Source organism: Streptomyces sp. NPDC096205, assembly GCF_044763135.1.
In the GTDB taxonomy this organism is placed as follows: domain Bacteria; phylum Actinomycetota; class Actinomycetes; order Streptomycetales; family Streptomycetaceae; genus Streptomyces.
In genome coordinates this window covers 552,584-568,325 of record NZ_JBIWFS010000001.1, presented here as the reverse complement: position 1 = coordinate 568,325, position 15,742 = coordinate 552,584, and the positions used below count along the sequence as shown (strand labels likewise).

Here is a 15,742-nt window from a genome sequence, read left to right as displayed (position 1 = left end):
GTCCCGGGGTGGCGGGAACAATCGGACGGTGGGGCCCGGAGTCTGGGGTGGCGGGGAACCGGGCGGACCCCGTCCGGCGTGGCGGGAACCGGGCGGTAGCGGTCCGGAGTCTGGGGTGGCGGGAACCGGGCGGTAGCGGTCCGGCCTGGGGTGGCGGGAACCGGGCGGTAGCGGTCCGGAGTCGGGGGTGGCGGGAACCGGACGGTGGCGGTCCGGAGTCTGGGGTGTCATGCGCGTGACGATGATCCTCCCGGCCCTCACCGAGGCGACCAGCCCGCTGTTCCGGCCCATCAAGTACTCGCTGTTCCCGCCCCTGGGCCTGGCCACCCTGGCGGGATATCTGGACCCCGGCGACGAGGTCGCGCTCTACGACGAGCACGTCGAGCGCCTCGACCTGGAGTCCCTTCCGACGCCGGACCTGGTGGTGATCCAGCCGTACATCACCTCCGCCCGGCGCTCCTACGAGATAGCCGACCACTTCCGCGCCCGGGGCGTGCACGTGGCCATGGGCGGGCTGCACGTGACCTCGCTGCCCGAGGAGGCCGCGGCGCACGCCGACACGGTCTTCACCGGCCCGGGTGAGGACACGTGGCCGCTGTTCCTGAAGGACTTCCGCGACGGCGCCCCGGCCCGCCGCTACGACTCCACCCTGCGCACGCTGGCCGGACTGCCGCCCGTACGCCGGGACTTGATCAAGCGGCACCTGTACCTCGTCCCCAACTCGATCGTCGTGACGCGCGGCTGCCCCCACCACTGCGACTTCTGCTACAAGGACGCCTTCTTCGAGGGCGGCAAGTCCTTCTACACCCAGGCCGTCGACGACGCGCTCGCGGAGATCGACCGGCTCCCCGGCCGGCACCTCTACTTCCTCGACGACCACCTCTTCGGCAACCGCCGTTTCGCCGAGGGCCTGTTCGACGGCATGACCGGCGGAGGACGGCTGTGGCAGGCGGCGGCCACCGTCAACTCCATCATGAAGCCGGGCCTGTTGGAGAAGGCGGTCGAGGCGGGACTGCGCAGCCTGTTCATCGGCTTCGAGACCGTCAACGACGCCAACCTCGCCGAGCGCCGCAAGAACCAGAACGTCGGCACCGACTACGCGGCAGTGGTGCGGCGCGTCCACGACGCCGGGGTCATGGTCAACGCCAGCTTCGTCTTCGGGCTCGACCAGGACGGCCCGGACGTCTTCGACCGCACGGTCGAGTGGGCCGTGGACCAGGGCATCGAGACGGCCACCTTCCACATCATGACCCCGTATCCGTCGACCGGACTGTGGAAGCAGCTGGAGTCCGAGAACCGCATCCTGCACCGCGACTGGGACCAGTACGACACGCGCCATGTGGTCTATGAGCCGCGCGGCATGACGGCACGTCAGCTGGAGGACGGCTACTGGCGGGCCTACCGCGACTTCTACCGCTGGTCGAACATCTGGCGCGGCTCGGCGGCCCAGCCCGGCCGGCACGAGCGATTGCGGCACCTCGCCTACGCGGGCGGCTGGAAGAAGTTCGAGCCCGCGTGGGACCTGCTCATCCGCTCCCGGCATGTGGTGCGAGCACTGCCCGCGCTGGAGCGGACGCTGGCCGCGTTCGGCGGGCGAGAGTGAGGGCGACGGACGGGAGCGAGAGCAACGAGCGGGAGTGAGGGCGATGTAACACGGCTGTCTCATATCCGGGATAGCGTCCCGGATATGAGACAGCCAGACCTTCGTCTGGGCGCCCGGCTCGCCGAGCTGCGTGCCGAACGTGGCTGGTCGCTGGGGGAGTTGGCCGAGCGCAGCGGTATCAGCCGCTCGACCCTCTCCCGCGCCGAGCGAGCCGAGATCAGCCCCACCGCCTCCCAGCTCAACCGGCTGTGCGCGGTGTACGGGCGGACCATGTCCCAGCTGCTCAGCGAGGTCGAGGCGGAGCCGGCCCCGGTGCTGCGGTCGGCCGACCAGCCGGTCTGGGAGGACCCCGCCGCCGGTTTCGTACGACGTTCCGTGTCGCCGCCGCATGCCGGGCTGCGCGGCGAACTCGTCGAGGGCAGGCTCGCCCCCGGCGCGGACCTGGCCTACGACCGGCCGCCCGTGCCGGGCCTCGAACAGCACATATGGCTGCTGGAGGGGGAGTTGGAGGTGACCGCGCAGGAGGTGACGCACGCCCTCGGTGCGGGCGACTGTCTGCGGCTGCGGGTGTGGGGGCCGACGCGGTTCCGGTGCACGGGGCCGCAGTCGGCGCGCTATGTCCTGGCGGTGGTGCTGCCGTGATGGTGACCCGCCTGAGCGAATTCCAAGTGCACGACCTGGCCGAGGAATTGGCCGAGCTGCTGACCGACACCGTGGAGAGCGGCGCCTCGATCGGCTTCCTCGCGCCGATGGACGCCGCGGCGGCCCTCGCCTGGTGGCGGGAGCGTGCCGCGGCCGTGGCCGCCGGGCAGCTCGGGGTGTGGGCCGCGCACGAACGCGACCGACTCGTCGGCACCGTGAGCCTCGCCTTCCCGGACAAGCCCAACAGCCGGCACCGCGCCGAGGTCGTCAAGCTGATGGTCCACCGCGACGCCCGGGGCCGCGGCCTCGGCCGCACCCTGCTGAGCGCGGCGGAGGAGGCCGCAGCCGCGGCCGGCATCACCCTGCTCCACCTCGACACGGAGACCGACAGCCCCGCCGAGCGCCTCTACCGGTCCGCGGGCTGGACCAGGGTGGGCGTCATCCCCGACTACGCGGCGAGCCCGGCGGGTGTGCTGTGCGGGACGACCATCTACTACAAGCGCCTCTGCGCAGGTTGATTGTCAGTGGTGGGCGCTACGGTGCGTGTCATGCCGGAAGCCGAAGACGTACGCCGTGTCGCCCTGTCCCTGCCGGACACGACGGAGAAGGTCGCCTGGAACATGCCCACGTTCCGGGTGGCCGGGAAGATGTTCGCGACCTTGCCCGAGGACGAGTCGTCCATGGCCGTGCGCTGCCCCAAGGAGGAGCGCGACGAGCTGGTGATGTCCGAGCCCGACAAGTTCTGGATCGCCGACCACGAGGCCCAGTTCGCGTGGGTCCGGGTGCGGCTCGCCGCCCTGGAGGACGAGCACGAACTGCGCGACATCCTCGCCGACTCCTGGCGCCAGGCGGCCCCGCCGCGACTCCTCGAAGCCCACCCGGGGCTGGGGCTGCCGGCAGCCGACTGAGACCGCACTGCCGTTTCCCGGCCCCGGAAAATCCCTCGGCGCGGATGGCACCGCGTGGCATGATCCGGGGGCACAGGTCTGGACCAGTCGCTCGGTCGGGGAGGGGTTGCGCAGGATGTCGGGGAGGACGTCGCAGCAGTCGGAGCCGGGGGGAGCGGGGTCGGGGGGCCTGGGTTCGGAGTCAGGGGGAGCGGGGTCGGGGGGCCCGGGCTCGGGGTCAGGAGAGGCGGGGTCGGGACGTCCGGGTTCGGAGTCAGGGGGAGCGGGGCCGGGGCACCTGGGCTCGGGGTCGGGGGGCCTGGGCTCGGAGTCGGCGGGAGCGGGAGCGGGGGACCTGGGCTCGGGATCGGGCGGAGCCGGGCCAGGGGTCCATGGGCGGGCGCCCGGGGGAGCGAAGCAACCGGTCCGGGCCGTGTCCGGCGAAGGCGCGGCGCGGCCCCTCTGGTCGCGGGACTTCGGTCTCTTCTTCGTCGCCCGGGCCGTCGCGCGGCTCGGCGACACCATGCTGCCCGTGGCGCTCGCCGCCGGTCTGCTCCAGCACGGGTACGGGGCGGGCGCGGTCGGTCTGGCGATGGCCGCGACCGCGGCCGCCTTCGCCGGACTGGTCGTCTTCGGCGGCGTGATCGCCGACCGGTTCAGCACCCGCAAGCTCATGATCGGCGCCGACCTCGTACGGCTCGGCACCCAGGCCCTGACGGCCGTCCTCTTCTACACCGGCCATGTCGTGCTCTGGGAGATCTGCGTCATCGGCGTGATCAACGGCGTGGCCGGGGCCGTCTTCCAGCCGGGCGTGGCCAGTACGGTGCCCCGGCTCGCCACGGACGTCCAGGGCGCCAACGGCGCGATACGCGTCGCCGAGTCCGCCGCCCAGCTCGCCGGGCCCGCCTTCGCCGGTGTGCTGGTCGGCCTCGCCGCGCCGGGCGGTGTCTTCGCCGCGCACGCCGCCACGTACGCCGTCAGCGCCCTGTGCCTGCTCCTGCTCCGCCTGCCGCCGCTCGCCCACGCCGGAGGGGCCCCCGGGCGCGGGGCGCGGGCCTTCCGGGCCGACCTGGTCGAGGGCTGGCGCGAGTTCCGCTCCCGCACCTGGATGTGGGGCGTGATCGCCATCTGGTGCCTATACATGATCGCCGTATGGGGACCTTCGGTGCCGCTCGTCGCGACGGAGGTCGTGCAGCAGCACGGGGCGGGCGCGTACGGCCTGGTCAACTCCGCCCTCGGGGCCGGCACGGTCGTCGGCGGCCTGATCGCCCTGCGGCTGCGTCCGCGCCGCATGCTGCGGGCCGGCGCCGTCGCCGTGATCGGCTTCACGGCGTTCCCGACAGCCGTCGGACTCGGGCTGGACGTGCCCGCCATGGCGGCGGGAGCCGCGACAGCCGGGGCGGGCCTGTCCTTCTGGGGCGTGATGTGGGCGACCACCGTCCAGACCCAGGTCCAGCCGGACGTCCTGAACCGCATCCATGCCTACGACGTCGCGGGCTCCCTCGCGATGATGCCGGTCGGCCAGGCCCTGGCCGGCCCCGCCGCGTCCGCCCTCGGCACCCACCGGGTCCTGCTGATCAGCGGCGCCGTCAGCCTGGTGGTGGCGGCCGCGCTGCTCGCCGTCCGCCCCATCCGCGACCTGGTCCGCGTCGACCCGGCCCCGTCCTCCGCGGGCGCCCGGACCTGAGGCCCCGGAAATGGAGTGCGCGACCACCGACCGGAGTGCGGTATGGTTTCTCTGCACGTTCGGCCCGGGGAAACCCCAGGTCAGACGGCACCGGGACGTGGCGCAGCTTGGTAGCGCACTTGACTGGGGGTCAAGGGGTCGCAGGTTCAAATCCTGTCGTCCCGACCAGCTTCTACGCAGGTCGAAGGCCGTTTCTCTCCATGGGAAACGGCCTTTTCCGTGTGCCCTGTCAGACCTGCTCGTCCGGCTCGCCCGCGGGCGGCGCCGGCGGCGCGGTGAAGGTGAGCCCCGAGAAGTCGCGGCCCTGGATCACGGGCGCGGAGAAGGTGCCTCCGCTGATGCTGTTGTGTACGGTCCCCGCATCCAGCCGCTCGGCCGACTCGCGCCACTGTCGCAGTCCCGCGTGGAACTCGGCGTCCAGGGCGGCCCGTACCGCCAGTGCCGTGCTCAGTGCCTGGGCCCGGGTGGTGTCGTCCGGGGCGTCGGCCAGCCGGGCGAGTTCCGCCTCCCCCGAACTGACGGCCGAGGCGTCCTCGTTGCCGTCCGGCCGCCGGAACCGCCGCCGCACCAGCGCGCTCAGCCCGCCCCACGCCTCCCGGCCGACCTCTCCGCCGGCGCCTCCCGCGAGCGCCGCCAACAGTGCCACCGAAATCGGCTCCACGCCGTAACCCCCTTCTCGGTGGGGGTGGCGGCCTGGGCAGCCACCCCGGTGTGCCGGCCGGTTACCTGGCGGGCCTCATCATGATGCAGCCGTACGTCCCGACCGCTTGGGCCGAGGTGTGCCCGGCAGCCGGCGCGCCGAGCGCATTCGTGCCGAGAATGCCGAATGCGGCGACGAGGCCGGCCTGAACGGCCAGGCGACCCACCTTCTTGCTCACGGAAGTGCTGTCCTTTCGCAGTTGCGGATCTTGCGAACGGACACTAGCCGATGAGCTGCTTATGTGTGAAATCCATGGTCAAGAGCTATTCGGCGACCCCCAAAGAGCGTACGTCGAGTTCAGTTTTGGCCAATGCTTCGGCCGCCTTGGCCCTCTCGTCCGCGTCATGCGTGCGGTCCGCCAGGGAAATGGCCGAGCGCAGGTTCTCCTCGGCGGCAGCGGGCCGTCCCGCGTCCCGGTGGGCCTCACCCAGGCACCGCAGGGCCCGAGTCTCCTGATGGGCGGCGCCGATCGTACGGGCGACGTCCAGGGCGTCCAGAAGGTGCCGCACGGCCGTGTCGGGCTCTCCGGCCCTGCGGTGCGCCTCGCCCAGGCCGATCAAGGCGTCGGCCTGACTCTTCAGATCGCCGAGTGCCCGGAATTCCGTGAGCGACTGCCGGTAAAGGGGAATCGCGGCGGCTGTGTCACCGGATTCCGTAAGGGCGTCGGCAAGGCTGCAACGGGCCGTGGCCCGGTCGTAGCGATTGCCCGAATTCTCCAGAAGGATGAGCGACTCCTCGAACGAGCGGCGGGCGGATTCTAGGTCCCCGGTACGCATGTGAAGATCGCCGATATTGTTGAGCGACTTTCCCCGCGCGGCATGATCTCCCGCCTCCGTGAAACCGGCGAGTGATTTCTGGAAGTGCTCCAGAGCGCGACCGTGCTCGCCCAGAAAAAGCAGGATCACCGCGATGTTGTTGTGCAGCCGCGCGACCGCCAGAGAATCACCGGACAGGGTGACGATGGCGAACGACTTCTGGAAGAGCACGAGTGCGGCCCGATGGTCACCCAGGTGCCACTTCAGTGTGCCGAGCGTCCGCAGCGCCTCGGCCTCGGCCTGCGTGTCCCCGGTCTCCCGTGCCGTCCGCAGGGCCCGTTCTCCCGTCTCGGCGGCCTCCGCATACCGCGCCGTGCTGGCATACACCGCACTCAGATGGAACAACCCCCGACACAACGCCCCCCTCTCCCCCGACCGCCCCCAGTGATCGACGGCCTCCTCCAGGACAGTCCTGGCGTCATGCCAGTGGCACTGTTCGTTGAGGAAGCCGGCCAGGGAGTAGGCGAGCCGGGCCGCGGCATCGGGGCGGCCCGTGGTGCGGGCATGCTGCTCCACGGCCAGGAGGTTCATGCGCTCGGCGGCCAGCCAGGTGCGGGCGGCCTCGGCGTCGGGCCAGTGGGGCAGGTCGCTGCCGGGGTGCTCGGCGGGTGAGCCCGGTCTGGTGCGGTGGGGATAGGCGAGCCGGTCGGCACGGTCGGCGGCGTCCAGGCAGAAGTCGGTGAGGCGGCGCAGGACGGCGGCCCGGTCCTCGGCGCTGTCGTCCGCCAGGGCCCGGTCACGGCCGTACTCGCGCAGCAGGTCGTGGTAGTGATACCGGTCGGGGACCGGCTCCCGCAGCAGGTGGCAGGCCAACAGCGACTCCAGCATCCGCTCGGCCGCCGCCGGCGGCACACCGAGCGCGGCCGCCGCCGACTCCGCGGTGAGGTCAGGGCCCGGATGCAGGCTGAGCCGGCGGAACGCGGTGCGCTGCTCGTCGGTGAGGGTCTGGTAGGTCAGGCCGAAGGCCCGGACCATCTCCTGCTCGGCGTCCCTGATCTCGCCGAGCCGGTACCCGGTGCGGGCGAGGCGGTCGGCCAGCGTGCCCGGCGTCCAGGAGGGGTGGGCGTGGAACCGGCTCGCGACCAGCTCGATCGCCAGCGGCAGATTGCCGCACAGGCGGACGATACGGGCGATCTCCCCGGTGTCGCGGGTGCGCTCCTCCCCGGCGAACGCGCGGAACAACACAACGGCGTCGTCGGTTGGCAGCACGTCCAGCGGGATGTGCCGGGCGTGCGGCAGGCCGGTCAGATGGCGCCGGCTGGTGATGATCGTCAGCGAGGGCGAGCCGCCCGGCAGCAGCGGCCGGATCTGCTCGGCGCTGACGGCGTCGTCCAGGACGATGACGGCCCGGCGCTCGGCGAGCAGGGTCCGCCACAGGGCGACGCGGCCCTCCAGCTCGACGGGGATGGTCGTGGCGGGCGTACCGAGCAGCCGCAGGAGTGTGGCCAGCGCCGCGTCGGGGCTGAGGGGATCGCCGGCGGGTGAGTGACCCCGCAGATCGAGGTACAGCTGCCCGTCGGGGAAGCGCTGCGAGAGCCGATGCGCCCCGTGCACGGCCACGGCGGTCTTGCCCACCCCGGCCATGCCGCTGACGGCGCTGACGGACTGCAGGCTGATCACCGAGCCGCCCTCCGGTGCGGCGTCCACCGCGGCGCTCAGGGCCCGCAGCTCGGTCGACCGGCCGATCAGAGGCGGCTGATGCGGCAGATTCCGCGGCGGAGGCGGAGGCGGAGGCGGTGTCGGTGTGGGAAGCGGCTGCGGCTGCGGCACCGGCGTGCGCGGTGTCCCCGCAGCCGAGCGGAGCGCCGCCGTGGGCCCGCCGCCGAGCAGCTCGGCCACCGGGCGGCGTTCCAGGATGCCCCGGTGGATCCGGTCCAGCTCGGCGCCCGGACGGGAACCGTACTGGGTCATCAGCAGCCGACGGGCCTCCTGATGGACCCGCAGCGCGTCCGTGTACCGGTCGCTTCCGTAGTACGCCAGCATCAGCTGGCCCGCCAGGGTCTCGTCGCCCGGATGCCGCTCGACGAGCGCGGACAGCTCGGCGCCCGCCTCCGCGAAGCGGCCCAGCCGCAGCAGGGCCGCGGTGCGTGAGACGGTGGCGCCGAGCCGGCGCTCCGCGAGGTTCCTGCGCACGGTCTCCGCCCACAGCCCGGGCAGACCCGCCAGCGCCTCGCCCCGCCACAGCCGCTCGGCGCGGTCGAGGGCGTCGAACCTCCGCTCGTCGTCGCCGTCGGAGGCGAACTTCCCTGCCTCGGCGACGAGTTGCTGGAAGCGGTGCCAGTCGACCGACGCGCGGTCCGTCTCCAGCGTGTACGTGTGGGCGCGGCTGACGATACGGGGTGCCCTGTTGCCGGAGGGGTCGGCGAGTCTCAGGCGCCGGCGCAGGCGCGAGACATAGGAGTGCACGTTCTCGCGGGCGTGCGGCGGCGGTTCACCGTCCCAGAGCCGGTCGGTGAGCGTGTCCAGGGCGATCGGCCGGCCCGCCTCCAGGGCCACGGTCGCCAGCAGAGCGCGCTCCTTGTCCGAGGCGATCTCCACTTGCCGGCCGTCCACGCACAGACCCACCGGTCCCAGTAACTGGAATTCCATCGGCGCCTCCCGCCGGCCCGGTCATTTCCAACTAGCAGGGGGGTGGTAATGGACTGTCATGGACTGACGAGCATGACATCCGGCCGAAGTCCTTTCCAGACGCGGCTGCTTGCTGACTGAAACTGGCTGAACCCTTGGCCAACGGACGTCTGCCGGAGGGGAGTTGGCGCCCCTGGCCGAATCGCTTCCGTCTATGCAACCGATCGCATCGATGGATACGGCACCGGGGTAGGACCCCACATCGTCGATACATCATCGACAGGAGCGACAACGGGGGAGAGGAACGTGATGAGTGAGGCGTGGGAGGAAGGTCGGGGAAGAGGCAGCAGCAATTCGATCTCGGGATCGGCCCGTTTCTACGGACCCACCGTCCAGGCCCGTGACATCCACGTCCAGGCACCCGCACCACAGCCCCCGCCGACCCCACGCCAACTCCTGCCCGTTCCCGCTCACTTCACCGACCGCGTGAACGAACTCGCCGCCCTGGACCACATGCTCGCCGCGCAGGAGCCTCCCCTGGTCGTGGTCACCGGCCCGGCCGGCATCGGCAAGACCACCCTGGTCTCCCGCTGGTTACGCGGACACGCGTCCGCCTTCCCCGACGGGCAGTTGTACGCCGACCTGCGCGGCCACGCGGCGGACGGACCGGCTCCGCCGGGCGAGATCCTCGGCAGGTTCCTGCGGGCGTTCGGTGCCCGGGCGGTGCCCGTGGACGTGGCGGAGCAGGCCTCGCTGTGGCGGTCGGTCACCGCCGAGCTGCGGATCGCGGTCATGCTGGACAACGCCTTCACCGCGGCACAGATCCGGCCGTTGTTGCCGGGTGGCTCGGGCGGCCTCGTCGTCGTGACCAGCCGCCGCAGGCTGACGGGGCTGCGGATGGACGGCGCGGAGTTCCATCAGGTGCAGGCGCTAGGCCCCGCGGCCGGGGTGGAACTGTTCCTCCGCGGTGCCGGAGAGGACCGCACCACGGGTGAACTGCCCGCCGTGCGACGGGTGGTGTCGCTGTGCGCGGGCCTGCCCCTCGCGGTGTGCCTCGCCTCGGCCCGGCTCGCCGCGCGGCCCGGACAGCCCGTTGCCGCACTCGCGGACGCGCTCACACCGGACGGCGGCCGGCTGGCCGCGCTGGAAGTCGAGGGGGAGGCCACGGTGCGCAAGGCACTGGACGCGTCGTACGCCGTGCTCGGCCCGGAGGCGGCCCGCCTGTACCGGGCCCTCGGACTGCTGCCCCTGCCCGCCTTCGACTCCCTCACGGCGGCGGCGGCCCTGGCGGAGTCCCCGGAGTGGGCGGCCCGCCGGCTGGACGAACTCGTGGAGGCCAACCTGCTGGAGGACCTCGGCCCGGACACCTTCCGCTTCCACGACCTGGTCCGGGTCCATGCCCGCGACCGCGCCCGGTCGACCGACACCGAGGAGACGCACGACCGCATCCTGCGACGGGTGGCCGACCGGTACCTGCAGACCGCGACCGAGGCCCAACGCCTCATCACCCCGCACCAGTTCACCCTGCCCCGGACCTACGCCCACCCCTCCCTGCTGCCGGCGCCCTTCGAGGACGCCCGGGACGCCCTCGGCTGGCTGGACGCCCGGCGCGGCGACCTCATGGCCGTGCTGCGGCTGGCCGCCGAGCGCGGCTGGCACACCACCGCCTGGCAGCTCACCGACGCCATGTGGCCCCTCTTCCTCCGTCTGCGCCACTACGACCTGTGGATCGAGGCGCACCGCATCGGCCTGGACGGGGCGCGCGGCGACGGAGACCGCGAGGCCGAACGGCAGATGCTCAACTCCGGCGCCATCGGCCTGAGCGCCGCCGGCCGCATCGCCGACGCCGCCGAGTGGTACGACGCCTCGCTCCGGGCGGCCCGCGACGCCGGCGACGTACGGGACGAGGGGCAGGCCCTGCTCGGGCTCGGCGGCTGCCGCATCGCCGAGGGCCGGCTCGCGGAGGCCCGCTCCCTCCTGGACCGCGCCGTCACGGTCTGGGACGCCTGCGGCTACCCCCGAGGAGTTGCTCTCGCCCGCATCCTGCTCGGCGAGATCGCCCTCGCCGAGCAGGACCCGCAGCGGGCCGTCGACTGCTTCTCCCGGGCCCGGGAGGGCCTGCTCGCGGTGGCCGACCCGCATGACGCGGCCCGCGCGCTGGTCTTCCTGGGGCGGGCCCGGGCCGTCGCCGGTGACCACGCGACGGGCATCGCCCAGATGGAGGAGGCCCTCGCGGTGTTCACCGCCTCCGGCGCCGCCCACTGGCAGGCACGCACCTGGGAGATGCTGGCGGACACCGCGAAGGAGCGCGGCGAGGACACGGCCGCCGAGGACTTCCAGGCCCGTGCCCTCGCACTGTACGAGCAGACCAGTCCGGCGGACGCCCGCCGGCTCAGGGATCTGTAGAGCCGGCCGCCTCCGCCGGCCACCGGCGCGTCAGCCGCCTCCGTCAGTCACCGGCGCGTCAGCCGCCTCCCCCCACCACCCGGACGTCCTCGATGTCCCGCAGGCGGCGGCCGGCCGTCAGCCAGCCGTGCAGGCAGGAGGCCAGCAGAGGACGGTCTGCCGGCACCCCGCGGAGCAGCAGCAGACCCGACCGGTCGGTGACGGCCCAGCCGCCGTCCGCCAGCGGCACCGCGCCCACCCGGCAGCCGGGGTGGGCGGCCATGACGGCCGAGAGCCAGCGGGCCGCGGCGGCGAGCGGGCGGGGATGCCGCCCGTGCAGGACGTCGGCACAGGCGGACCACCGGGGCTCCACGCCCGCCTCGGCGTCGACGGCCAGGTGTTCGTCGGCGCCGGGCCCGTCGCCACCACCGACCCGGGCCAGCAGGTCGTAGTCCCGCCCGCCCGAGCGCAGCAGGAGCACCAGGTCCAAGCCGGGGTCCGCCGTACGGTGATGATCCGTCAGCAGGACGGAGACGAGGCACCTCACGCCGGGATCCCCCGGCGACCAGGTGCCCACGCGTCCAGCGCGGGCGGCACCGGTAAGGGGACCGTCTCCGGCTCGTGCGCGGGCTGCCCGAGGCCCAGCAGGCGGTACATCAGGCGGCGCATGTTGCGGTTGAAGCGGCCGGGCTCCGAGGTGATGCGCGAGGCGATCGCCGCGTACTCCTCCGGCCGGTACTCGGCCGCCGCGTAACGGAGTTGGTCGACGAGCGGGTGGGTGGGCGACAGTGCCGGCGCGGTCGCGGCCAGCGCGGCTGCGGGCGAGGCCGGGTTGATCTCCCGCTCCGGCGAACTCGCCAGCAGGATGGGCGCCCCGGTCAGCGTGCCGTACAGCGTGACCGAACCGTGGTCACCGATGATCGAGTCCGCGGCGATCAGCACGGTACGCCAGTCCGCCTCGGGCGGGACCAGCGTGACACCCAGCCGGATGCACTGCGCCAGCCAGGCCCTGACCTGCCACGAGCCGTGCCCCGACCAGACGTTGGGATGCACGAGCAGCACCGTCCGGTACCGGCCCGCGGGCAACTCGGCGACCAGCCGGGGCAGCAGGGCCTCGAATCGGCCGAAGGACGACGACGCGCCCCAGGTCGAGGCGACCACCACCAGCTCCTCGCCGTCCGGGACGCCGAGCGCCCGACGGTATGCGGCGCGCAGCGGCAGACTCGCCGTGATCCTGTCGTGCGCCGGATCACCGACCACATGGGCGTACGGCATCACCTCCGGGCAGTGGCGCGCCAGATCGGGCAGTTCGGCATGGTGCGGGACGGCCACCGCGGCGGGCAGCCGGCCGCCGGGCACGAGGTCGTACCGGCGCAGCCCCGCCACCCCCGGGTGCGCCCCCTTCACCAGGCGCTTCACATAACCGGCCCCGTGCGGCAGCGTGATCAGCGGGGCGGAGATCTCCTCCACGCCCCGCGGCCCCGCCGCCAGGGCCAGATCGAACGACATCCGCACCGCCTCCTCCCACGGCACCACCGCGCCGCCCAGCCCCTGGAGGAAGCGCGGCACCTCGTCTCCGAAGACGTGCGGCGGCGCGGTGAACACGACCTGGACCCGGAAGTCGGCCTCCAGCAGCGACAGGACGTCGACCAGGCGCTTTCCGTAGGTGAGGGTGTGCACCACGGCCAGCACCGTCTTGCGTTCGAGCAACGTCAGCCACTCGCGCCCTTCGTCCGGCACCCTCGGGCTCTTCCCCAACGCCGACATGGCAATGTCCCCCCGTCGTCCCTGCGGCCCGGGCGGGCCGCTCGCCGGGCGTGTGCCCCTGCCGGATGGACGGAAGGCTTGCCGCCGCCTTGCGGAAACCTTGCAGCGGGCGACCGGGCGGGCCGACGGCGGGTGTCCTCCGGGATGTGGAACGGCGTCGAGGCGTTCTTGACCCGTTCGGACCCGCCCTGCTTGGATCGGGGCATGAAGCGACAGGACCTCACGCGGCGACGCCATGTCGACCTCGCGCGTGTCTGCAGCTCCTGCTGTCGCAGCCGGGCCTGACCGTACCGAAGGCATTCCTCGTACCGTCCGCCCGGCCGGATTTCCCTCCGCGTCGGTGACGCCGTTCTTTTCCATTCCCTTCCCGCGCGCCTGAGTTCGCGTTCGCCGGTGTTACGTGCTGCCCGGCGGGTGAGGCCTGCGCGGTGTCGGCGCCTCATGAACCGAAAGGTCCCCGCATGGCCACCGTCCTGTCCGTCTCCGGCAGCCCCTCCGCCACCTCCCGCACCGCCCGACTGCTGCGTCACCTCGACCGGCGGCTGACCGAGCAGGGCCATGAGGTGATACCGCTGGATGTGCGGACGCTGCCCGCCGAGGCCCTGCTGGGCGCCGACTTCGGCCATCCGGCGATCGTCGAGGCCACCGCGCTGTTCGAGCGGGCCGACGGGGTCGTGATCGGCACGCCCGTCTACAAGGCGGCGTACTCCGGGCTGCTGAAGTCGCTGCTCGACCTGCTGCCGCAGTACGCGCTGGCCGGCAAGACCGTCCTGCCTCTGGCCACCGGCGGTACGACCGCGCACGTCCTCGCCATCGACTACGCCCTGCGCCCGGTCCTGGCCTCCATGGGACCCGCGCACATCACGCCCGGCTGGTTCACCCTCGACAAGGACCTCACCGTCGGCGAGGACGGCACGCTCACCGTCGCGCCGGCCTCGGCGGAGGCGCTGGCCCAGGTCACCGACCAGTTCTCGCTCGCCCTCGGCGGCCGGCCGCACCTCCTCGCCGCCACCGGCTGACAGCCGCCGCCGATCCGACAGGAGTCACCCCATGTCGCTCACCTTCCACTGGTTCCTGCCCACCAACGGCGACAGCCGCCATGTCGTCGGCGGCGGGCACGGCAGCCCGGCCACCGGGTCCGGGCGCGACCGGCCGCCGACGGTCGGCTATCTGAGCCAGATCGCCCGCGCCGCCGAGGACCTGGGCTTCGCCGGCGCCCTCACCCCCACCGGCGCCTGGTGCGAGGACGCCTGGCTGACGACCGCGATGGTCAGCCGGCACACCGAGCGCCTGAAGTTCCTCGTCGCCTTCCGGCCCGGCTTCGTCTCACCCACGCTCGCCGCGCAGATGGCCTCCACCTTCCAGCGGCACACCGGCGGCCGCCTGCTGCTGAACGTGGTCACCGGCGGCGAGAGCCAGGAGCAGCGCGCCTACGGCGACTTCCTCGACAAGGACGCGCGGTACCGCCGTACCGACGAATTCCTGGACGTCGTACGGCAGTTGTGGGAGGGCAAGGCCGTCGATCTGCGCGGCGAGCACCTGCGGGTCGAGGACGCGAGGCTCGCGCGCGTGCCCGACCCCGTCTCCGAGGTGTACTTCGGGGGCTCCTCGCCGATCGCCGGGGAGGTCGCCGCCCGGCACGCCGACGTGTACCTCACCTGGGGCGAACCGCCCGCGCAGGTCGCCGAGAAGATCGCGTGGATCCGCGGCCTGGCGGCCCGGCGGCAGCGCAGCCTGCGCTTCGGCATCCGGCTGCACGTCATCACCCGCGACACCGCCGCACAGGCCTGGGCGGAGGCGGACCGGCTGCTGGACGGCTTCGACCCGGAGACCGTGCGGGCCGTCCAGGCCGGGCTCGCCCGCAGCGAGTCCGAGGGGCAGCGGCGCATGCTCGCCCTGCACGACGGCGGCAGCCGCGAGCGCCTGGAGATCCACCCCAATCTGTGGGCCGGCATCGGCCTGGTCCGCGGCGGCGCGGGGACCGCCCTGGTCGGCAGCCACGACGAGGTGGCCGACCGCATCGAGGAGTACCACGCCCTCGGCATCGACGAGTTCGTCCTCTCCGGCTATCCGCACCTGGAGGAGGCGTACCGGTTCGGCGAGGGCGTCCTGCCCCGGCTGGCCGGGCGCGGCCTGTGGCGGCACCCCTTCGGCGACCCGGCCACAGCCGAGGCTCAGGTGTCCTTCGCCGGCACGACGGGAGCGCGCTGAGATCCCCGCCCCGACCCCGCTCCGACGGCGTGCGGTCAGCCCGTCGCGAGCGACACCTCCGTCGCCTTGACCAGGGCTGTCACCGGGGCGCCCGTGTCCAGGGCCAGTTCGGCGACGGCGTCCCGGGTCACGGCGGCGGTCAGCTCGCCGACGCCGTCGACCGTGACCTTCACCGAGGCCATGACGGCCCCCGTGGTGACCTCCCGGACCACTCCGGGCAGGCGGTTGCGGATGGACAGGCCCGCGACCGGCCCGGTGGCCAGCGCCACCTCGGTGGCCTTCACCAGGGCGCGCACGGCGGCGCCCGGGGCGAGCTCCAGCTCGTCCACGGCCTCCCGTGTGATGGCGGCGGTGAGTTCCCGGCCGCCGTCGAGGCGGACCCCGACCGTCGCCATGACCTCGCCGGGGACGACGGTGACGACCGTGCCGGTCAGCTGGTTACGGATGCTCAGGCTCATCGGGGTGCCTCACAGCCTT

14 protein-coding genes and 1 tRNA gene are annotated in these 15,742 nt (G+C 73.0%); 9 read left to right on the top strand and 6 right to left on the bottom strand.

Annotated features, from left to right (window positions below; genetic code table 11):
- Positions 1 to 229 precede the first annotated feature (229 nt).
- From ACIQ6Y_RS02595 to ACIQ6Y_RS02570, 6 genes are all read left to right on the top strand, one after another.
- Positions 230 to 1,603: a B12-binding domain-containing radical SAM protein gene (locus tag ACIQ6Y_RS02595; RefSeq protein WP_404031789.1), complete on the top strand. Its 1,374-nt coding sequence runs from the start codon at positions 230 to 232 to the stop codon at positions 1,601 to 1,603.
- Positions 1,604 to 1,687: 84 nt separating this feature from the next.
- Positions 1,688 to 2,245: a helix-turn-helix domain-containing protein gene (locus ACIQ6Y_RS02590; protein WP_404031786.1), complete on the top strand. Its 558-nt coding sequence runs from the start codon at positions 1,688 to 1,690 to the stop codon at positions 2,243 to 2,245.
- Complete coding sequence (locus tag ACIQ6Y_RS02585) at positions 2,245 to 2,763, top strand: GNAT family N-acetyltransferase (RefSeq protein ID WP_404031783.1); 519 nt, start codon at positions 2,245 to 2,247, stop codon at positions 2,761 to 2,763. Before ACIQ6Y_RS02590 ends, ACIQ6Y_RS02585 begins: the two co-directional genes overlap by 1 nt.
- Before the next feature lie 30 nt (positions 2,764 to 2,793).
- Complete coding sequence (locus ACIQ6Y_RS02580; protein WP_404031780.1) at positions 2,794 to 3,153, top strand: MmcQ/YjbR family DNA-binding protein; 360 nt, start codon at positions 2,794 to 2,796, stop codon at positions 3,151 to 3,153.
- A gap of 412 nt (positions 3,154 to 3,565) precedes the next feature.
- Positions 3,566 to 4,819 (top strand): MFS transporter, encoded by a 1,254-nt coding sequence (locus ACIQ6Y_RS02575; protein WP_404031777.1) that lies wholly within the window; start codon positions 3,566 to 3,568, stop codon positions 4,817 to 4,819.
- Between the two features lie 91 nt (positions 4,820 to 4,910).
- Positions 4,911 to 4,987, top strand: a tRNA-Pro gene (locus tag ACIQ6Y_RS02570).
- A 61-nt stretch (positions 4,988 to 5,048) separates the two neighbouring features.
- Here ACIQ6Y_RS02570 and ACIQ6Y_RS02565 read toward each other — a convergent pair.
- The 3 genes from ACIQ6Y_RS02565 to ACIQ6Y_RS02555 all read right to left on the bottom strand — a co-directional run bounded on the left by ACIQ6Y_RS02565 (position 5,049) and on the right by ACIQ6Y_RS02555 (position 8,923).
- The gene (locus ACIQ6Y_RS02565; RefSeq protein WP_404031775.1) at positions 5,049 to 5,480 is read right to left on the bottom strand and encodes a hypothetical protein; all 432 of its coding nucleotides are present in this window, start codon (positions 5,478 to 5,480) and stop codon (positions 5,049 to 5,051) included.
- A gap of 61 nt (positions 5,481 to 5,541) precedes the next feature.
- On the bottom strand, positions 5,542 to 5,697 hold the full coding sequence (locus ACIQ6Y_RS02560) for a hypothetical protein (RefSeq protein ID WP_404031772.1): 156 nt from the start codon (positions 5,695 to 5,697) through the stop codon (positions 5,542 to 5,544).
- 85 nt (positions 5,698 to 5,782) lie between these two features.
- Positions 5,783 to 8,923, bottom strand: a complete 3,141-nt coding sequence (locus tag ACIQ6Y_RS02555) for an AfsR/SARP family transcriptional regulator (protein ID WP_404031769.1) — start codon at positions 8,921 to 8,923, stop codon at positions 5,783 to 5,785.
- 288 nt (positions 8,924 to 9,211) lie between these two features.
- On the opposite strand from ACIQ6Y_RS02555, the gene ACIQ6Y_RS02550 reads away from it, so the two are divergent.
- A complete protein-coding gene (locus ACIQ6Y_RS02550; protein WP_404031766.1) occupies positions 9,212 to 11,308 on the top strand; it encodes an ATP-binding protein in 2,097 nt (698 codons plus the stop codon).
- Between the two features lie 58 nt (positions 11,309 to 11,366).
- Here the strand turns inward: ACIQ6Y_RS02550 and ACIQ6Y_RS02545 are convergent, their stop codons facing one another.
- Both ACIQ6Y_RS02545 and ACIQ6Y_RS02540 read right to left on the bottom strand, forming a co-directional pair.
- Positions 11,367 to 11,834, bottom strand: a complete 468-nt coding sequence (locus tag ACIQ6Y_RS02545; protein WP_404031763.1) for a hypothetical protein — start codon at positions 11,832 to 11,834, stop codon at positions 11,367 to 11,369.
- Positions 11,831 to 13,054, bottom strand: a complete 1,224-nt coding sequence (locus tag ACIQ6Y_RS02540; RefSeq protein WP_404031760.1) for a hypothetical protein — start codon at positions 13,052 to 13,054, stop codon at positions 11,831 to 11,833. Before ACIQ6Y_RS02540 ends, ACIQ6Y_RS02545 begins: the two co-directional genes overlap by 4 nt.
- 461 nt (positions 13,055 to 13,515) lie before the next feature.
- Here ACIQ6Y_RS02540 and ssuE point away from each other — a divergent pair, with 461 nt between their 5' ends.
- Both ssuE and ACIQ6Y_RS02530 read left to right on the top strand, forming a co-directional pair.
- Positions 13,516 to 14,073, top strand: coding sequence for an NADPH-dependent FMN reductase (gene ssuE, locus ACIQ6Y_RS02535; protein ID WP_404031757.1), 558 nt, complete (start codon positions 13,516 to 13,518; stop codon positions 14,071 to 14,073).
- A 31-nt stretch (positions 14,074 to 14,104) separates the two neighbouring features.
- Positions 14,105 to 15,265: an LLM class flavin-dependent oxidoreductase gene (locus ACIQ6Y_RS02530; RefSeq protein WP_404031754.1), complete on the top strand. Its 1,161-nt coding sequence runs from the start codon at positions 14,105 to 14,107 to the stop codon at positions 15,263 to 15,265.
- Between the two features lie 35 nt (positions 15,266 to 15,300).
- Here ACIQ6Y_RS02530 and ACIQ6Y_RS02525 read toward each other — a convergent pair whose 3' ends face one another.
- The gene (locus ACIQ6Y_RS02525) at positions 15,301 to 15,723 is read right to left on the bottom strand and encodes a molybdopterin-binding protein (RefSeq protein WP_404031751.1); all 423 of its coding nucleotides are present in this window, start codon (positions 15,721 to 15,723) and stop codon (positions 15,301 to 15,303) included.
- Between the last annotated feature and the right edge of the window lie 19 nt (positions 15,724 to 15,742).

Bases quoted from the DNA above. Each gene is read 5' to 3' on its own strand.
- ACIQ6Y_RS02595 (WP_404031789.1), top strand. From the start codon at position 230: ATGCGCGTGACGATGATCCTCCCGGCCCTCACCGAGGCGACCAGCCCG.
- ACIQ6Y_RS02590 (WP_404031786.1), top strand. From the start codon at position 1,688: ATGAGACAGCCAGACCTTCGTCTGGGCGCCCGGCTCGCCGAGCTGCGT.
- ACIQ6Y_RS02585 (WP_404031783.1), top strand. From the start codon at position 2,245: ATGGTGACCCGCCTGAGCGAATTCCAAGTGCACGACCTGGCCGAGGAA.
- ACIQ6Y_RS02580 (WP_404031780.1), top strand. From the start codon at position 2,794: ATGCCGGAAGCCGAAGACGTACGCCGTGTCGCCCTGTCCCTGCCGGAC.
- ACIQ6Y_RS02555 (WP_404031769.1), bottom strand. From the start codon at position 8,923: ATGGAATTCCAGTTACTGGGACCGGTGGGTCTGTGCGTGGACGGCCGG.
- ACIQ6Y_RS02550 (WP_404031766.1), top strand. From the start codon at position 9,212: ATGAGTGAGGCGTGGGAGGAAGGTCGGGGAAGAGGCAGCAGCAATTCG.
- ACIQ6Y_RS02540 (WP_404031760.1), bottom strand. From the start codon at position 13,054: ATGTCGGCGTTGGGGAAGAGCCCGAGGGTGCCGGACGAAGGGCGCGAG.
- ssuE (WP_404031757.1), top strand. From the start codon at position 13,516: ATGGCCACCGTCCTGTCCGTCTCCGGCAGCCCCTCCGCCACCTCCCGC.
- ACIQ6Y_RS02530 (WP_404031754.1), top strand. From the start codon at position 14,105: ATGTCGCTCACCTTCCACTGGTTCCTGCCCACCAACGGCGACAGCCGC.
- ACIQ6Y_RS02525 (WP_404031751.1), bottom strand. From the start codon at position 15,723: ATGAGCCTGAGCATCCGTAACCAGCTGACCGGCACGGTCGTCACCGTC.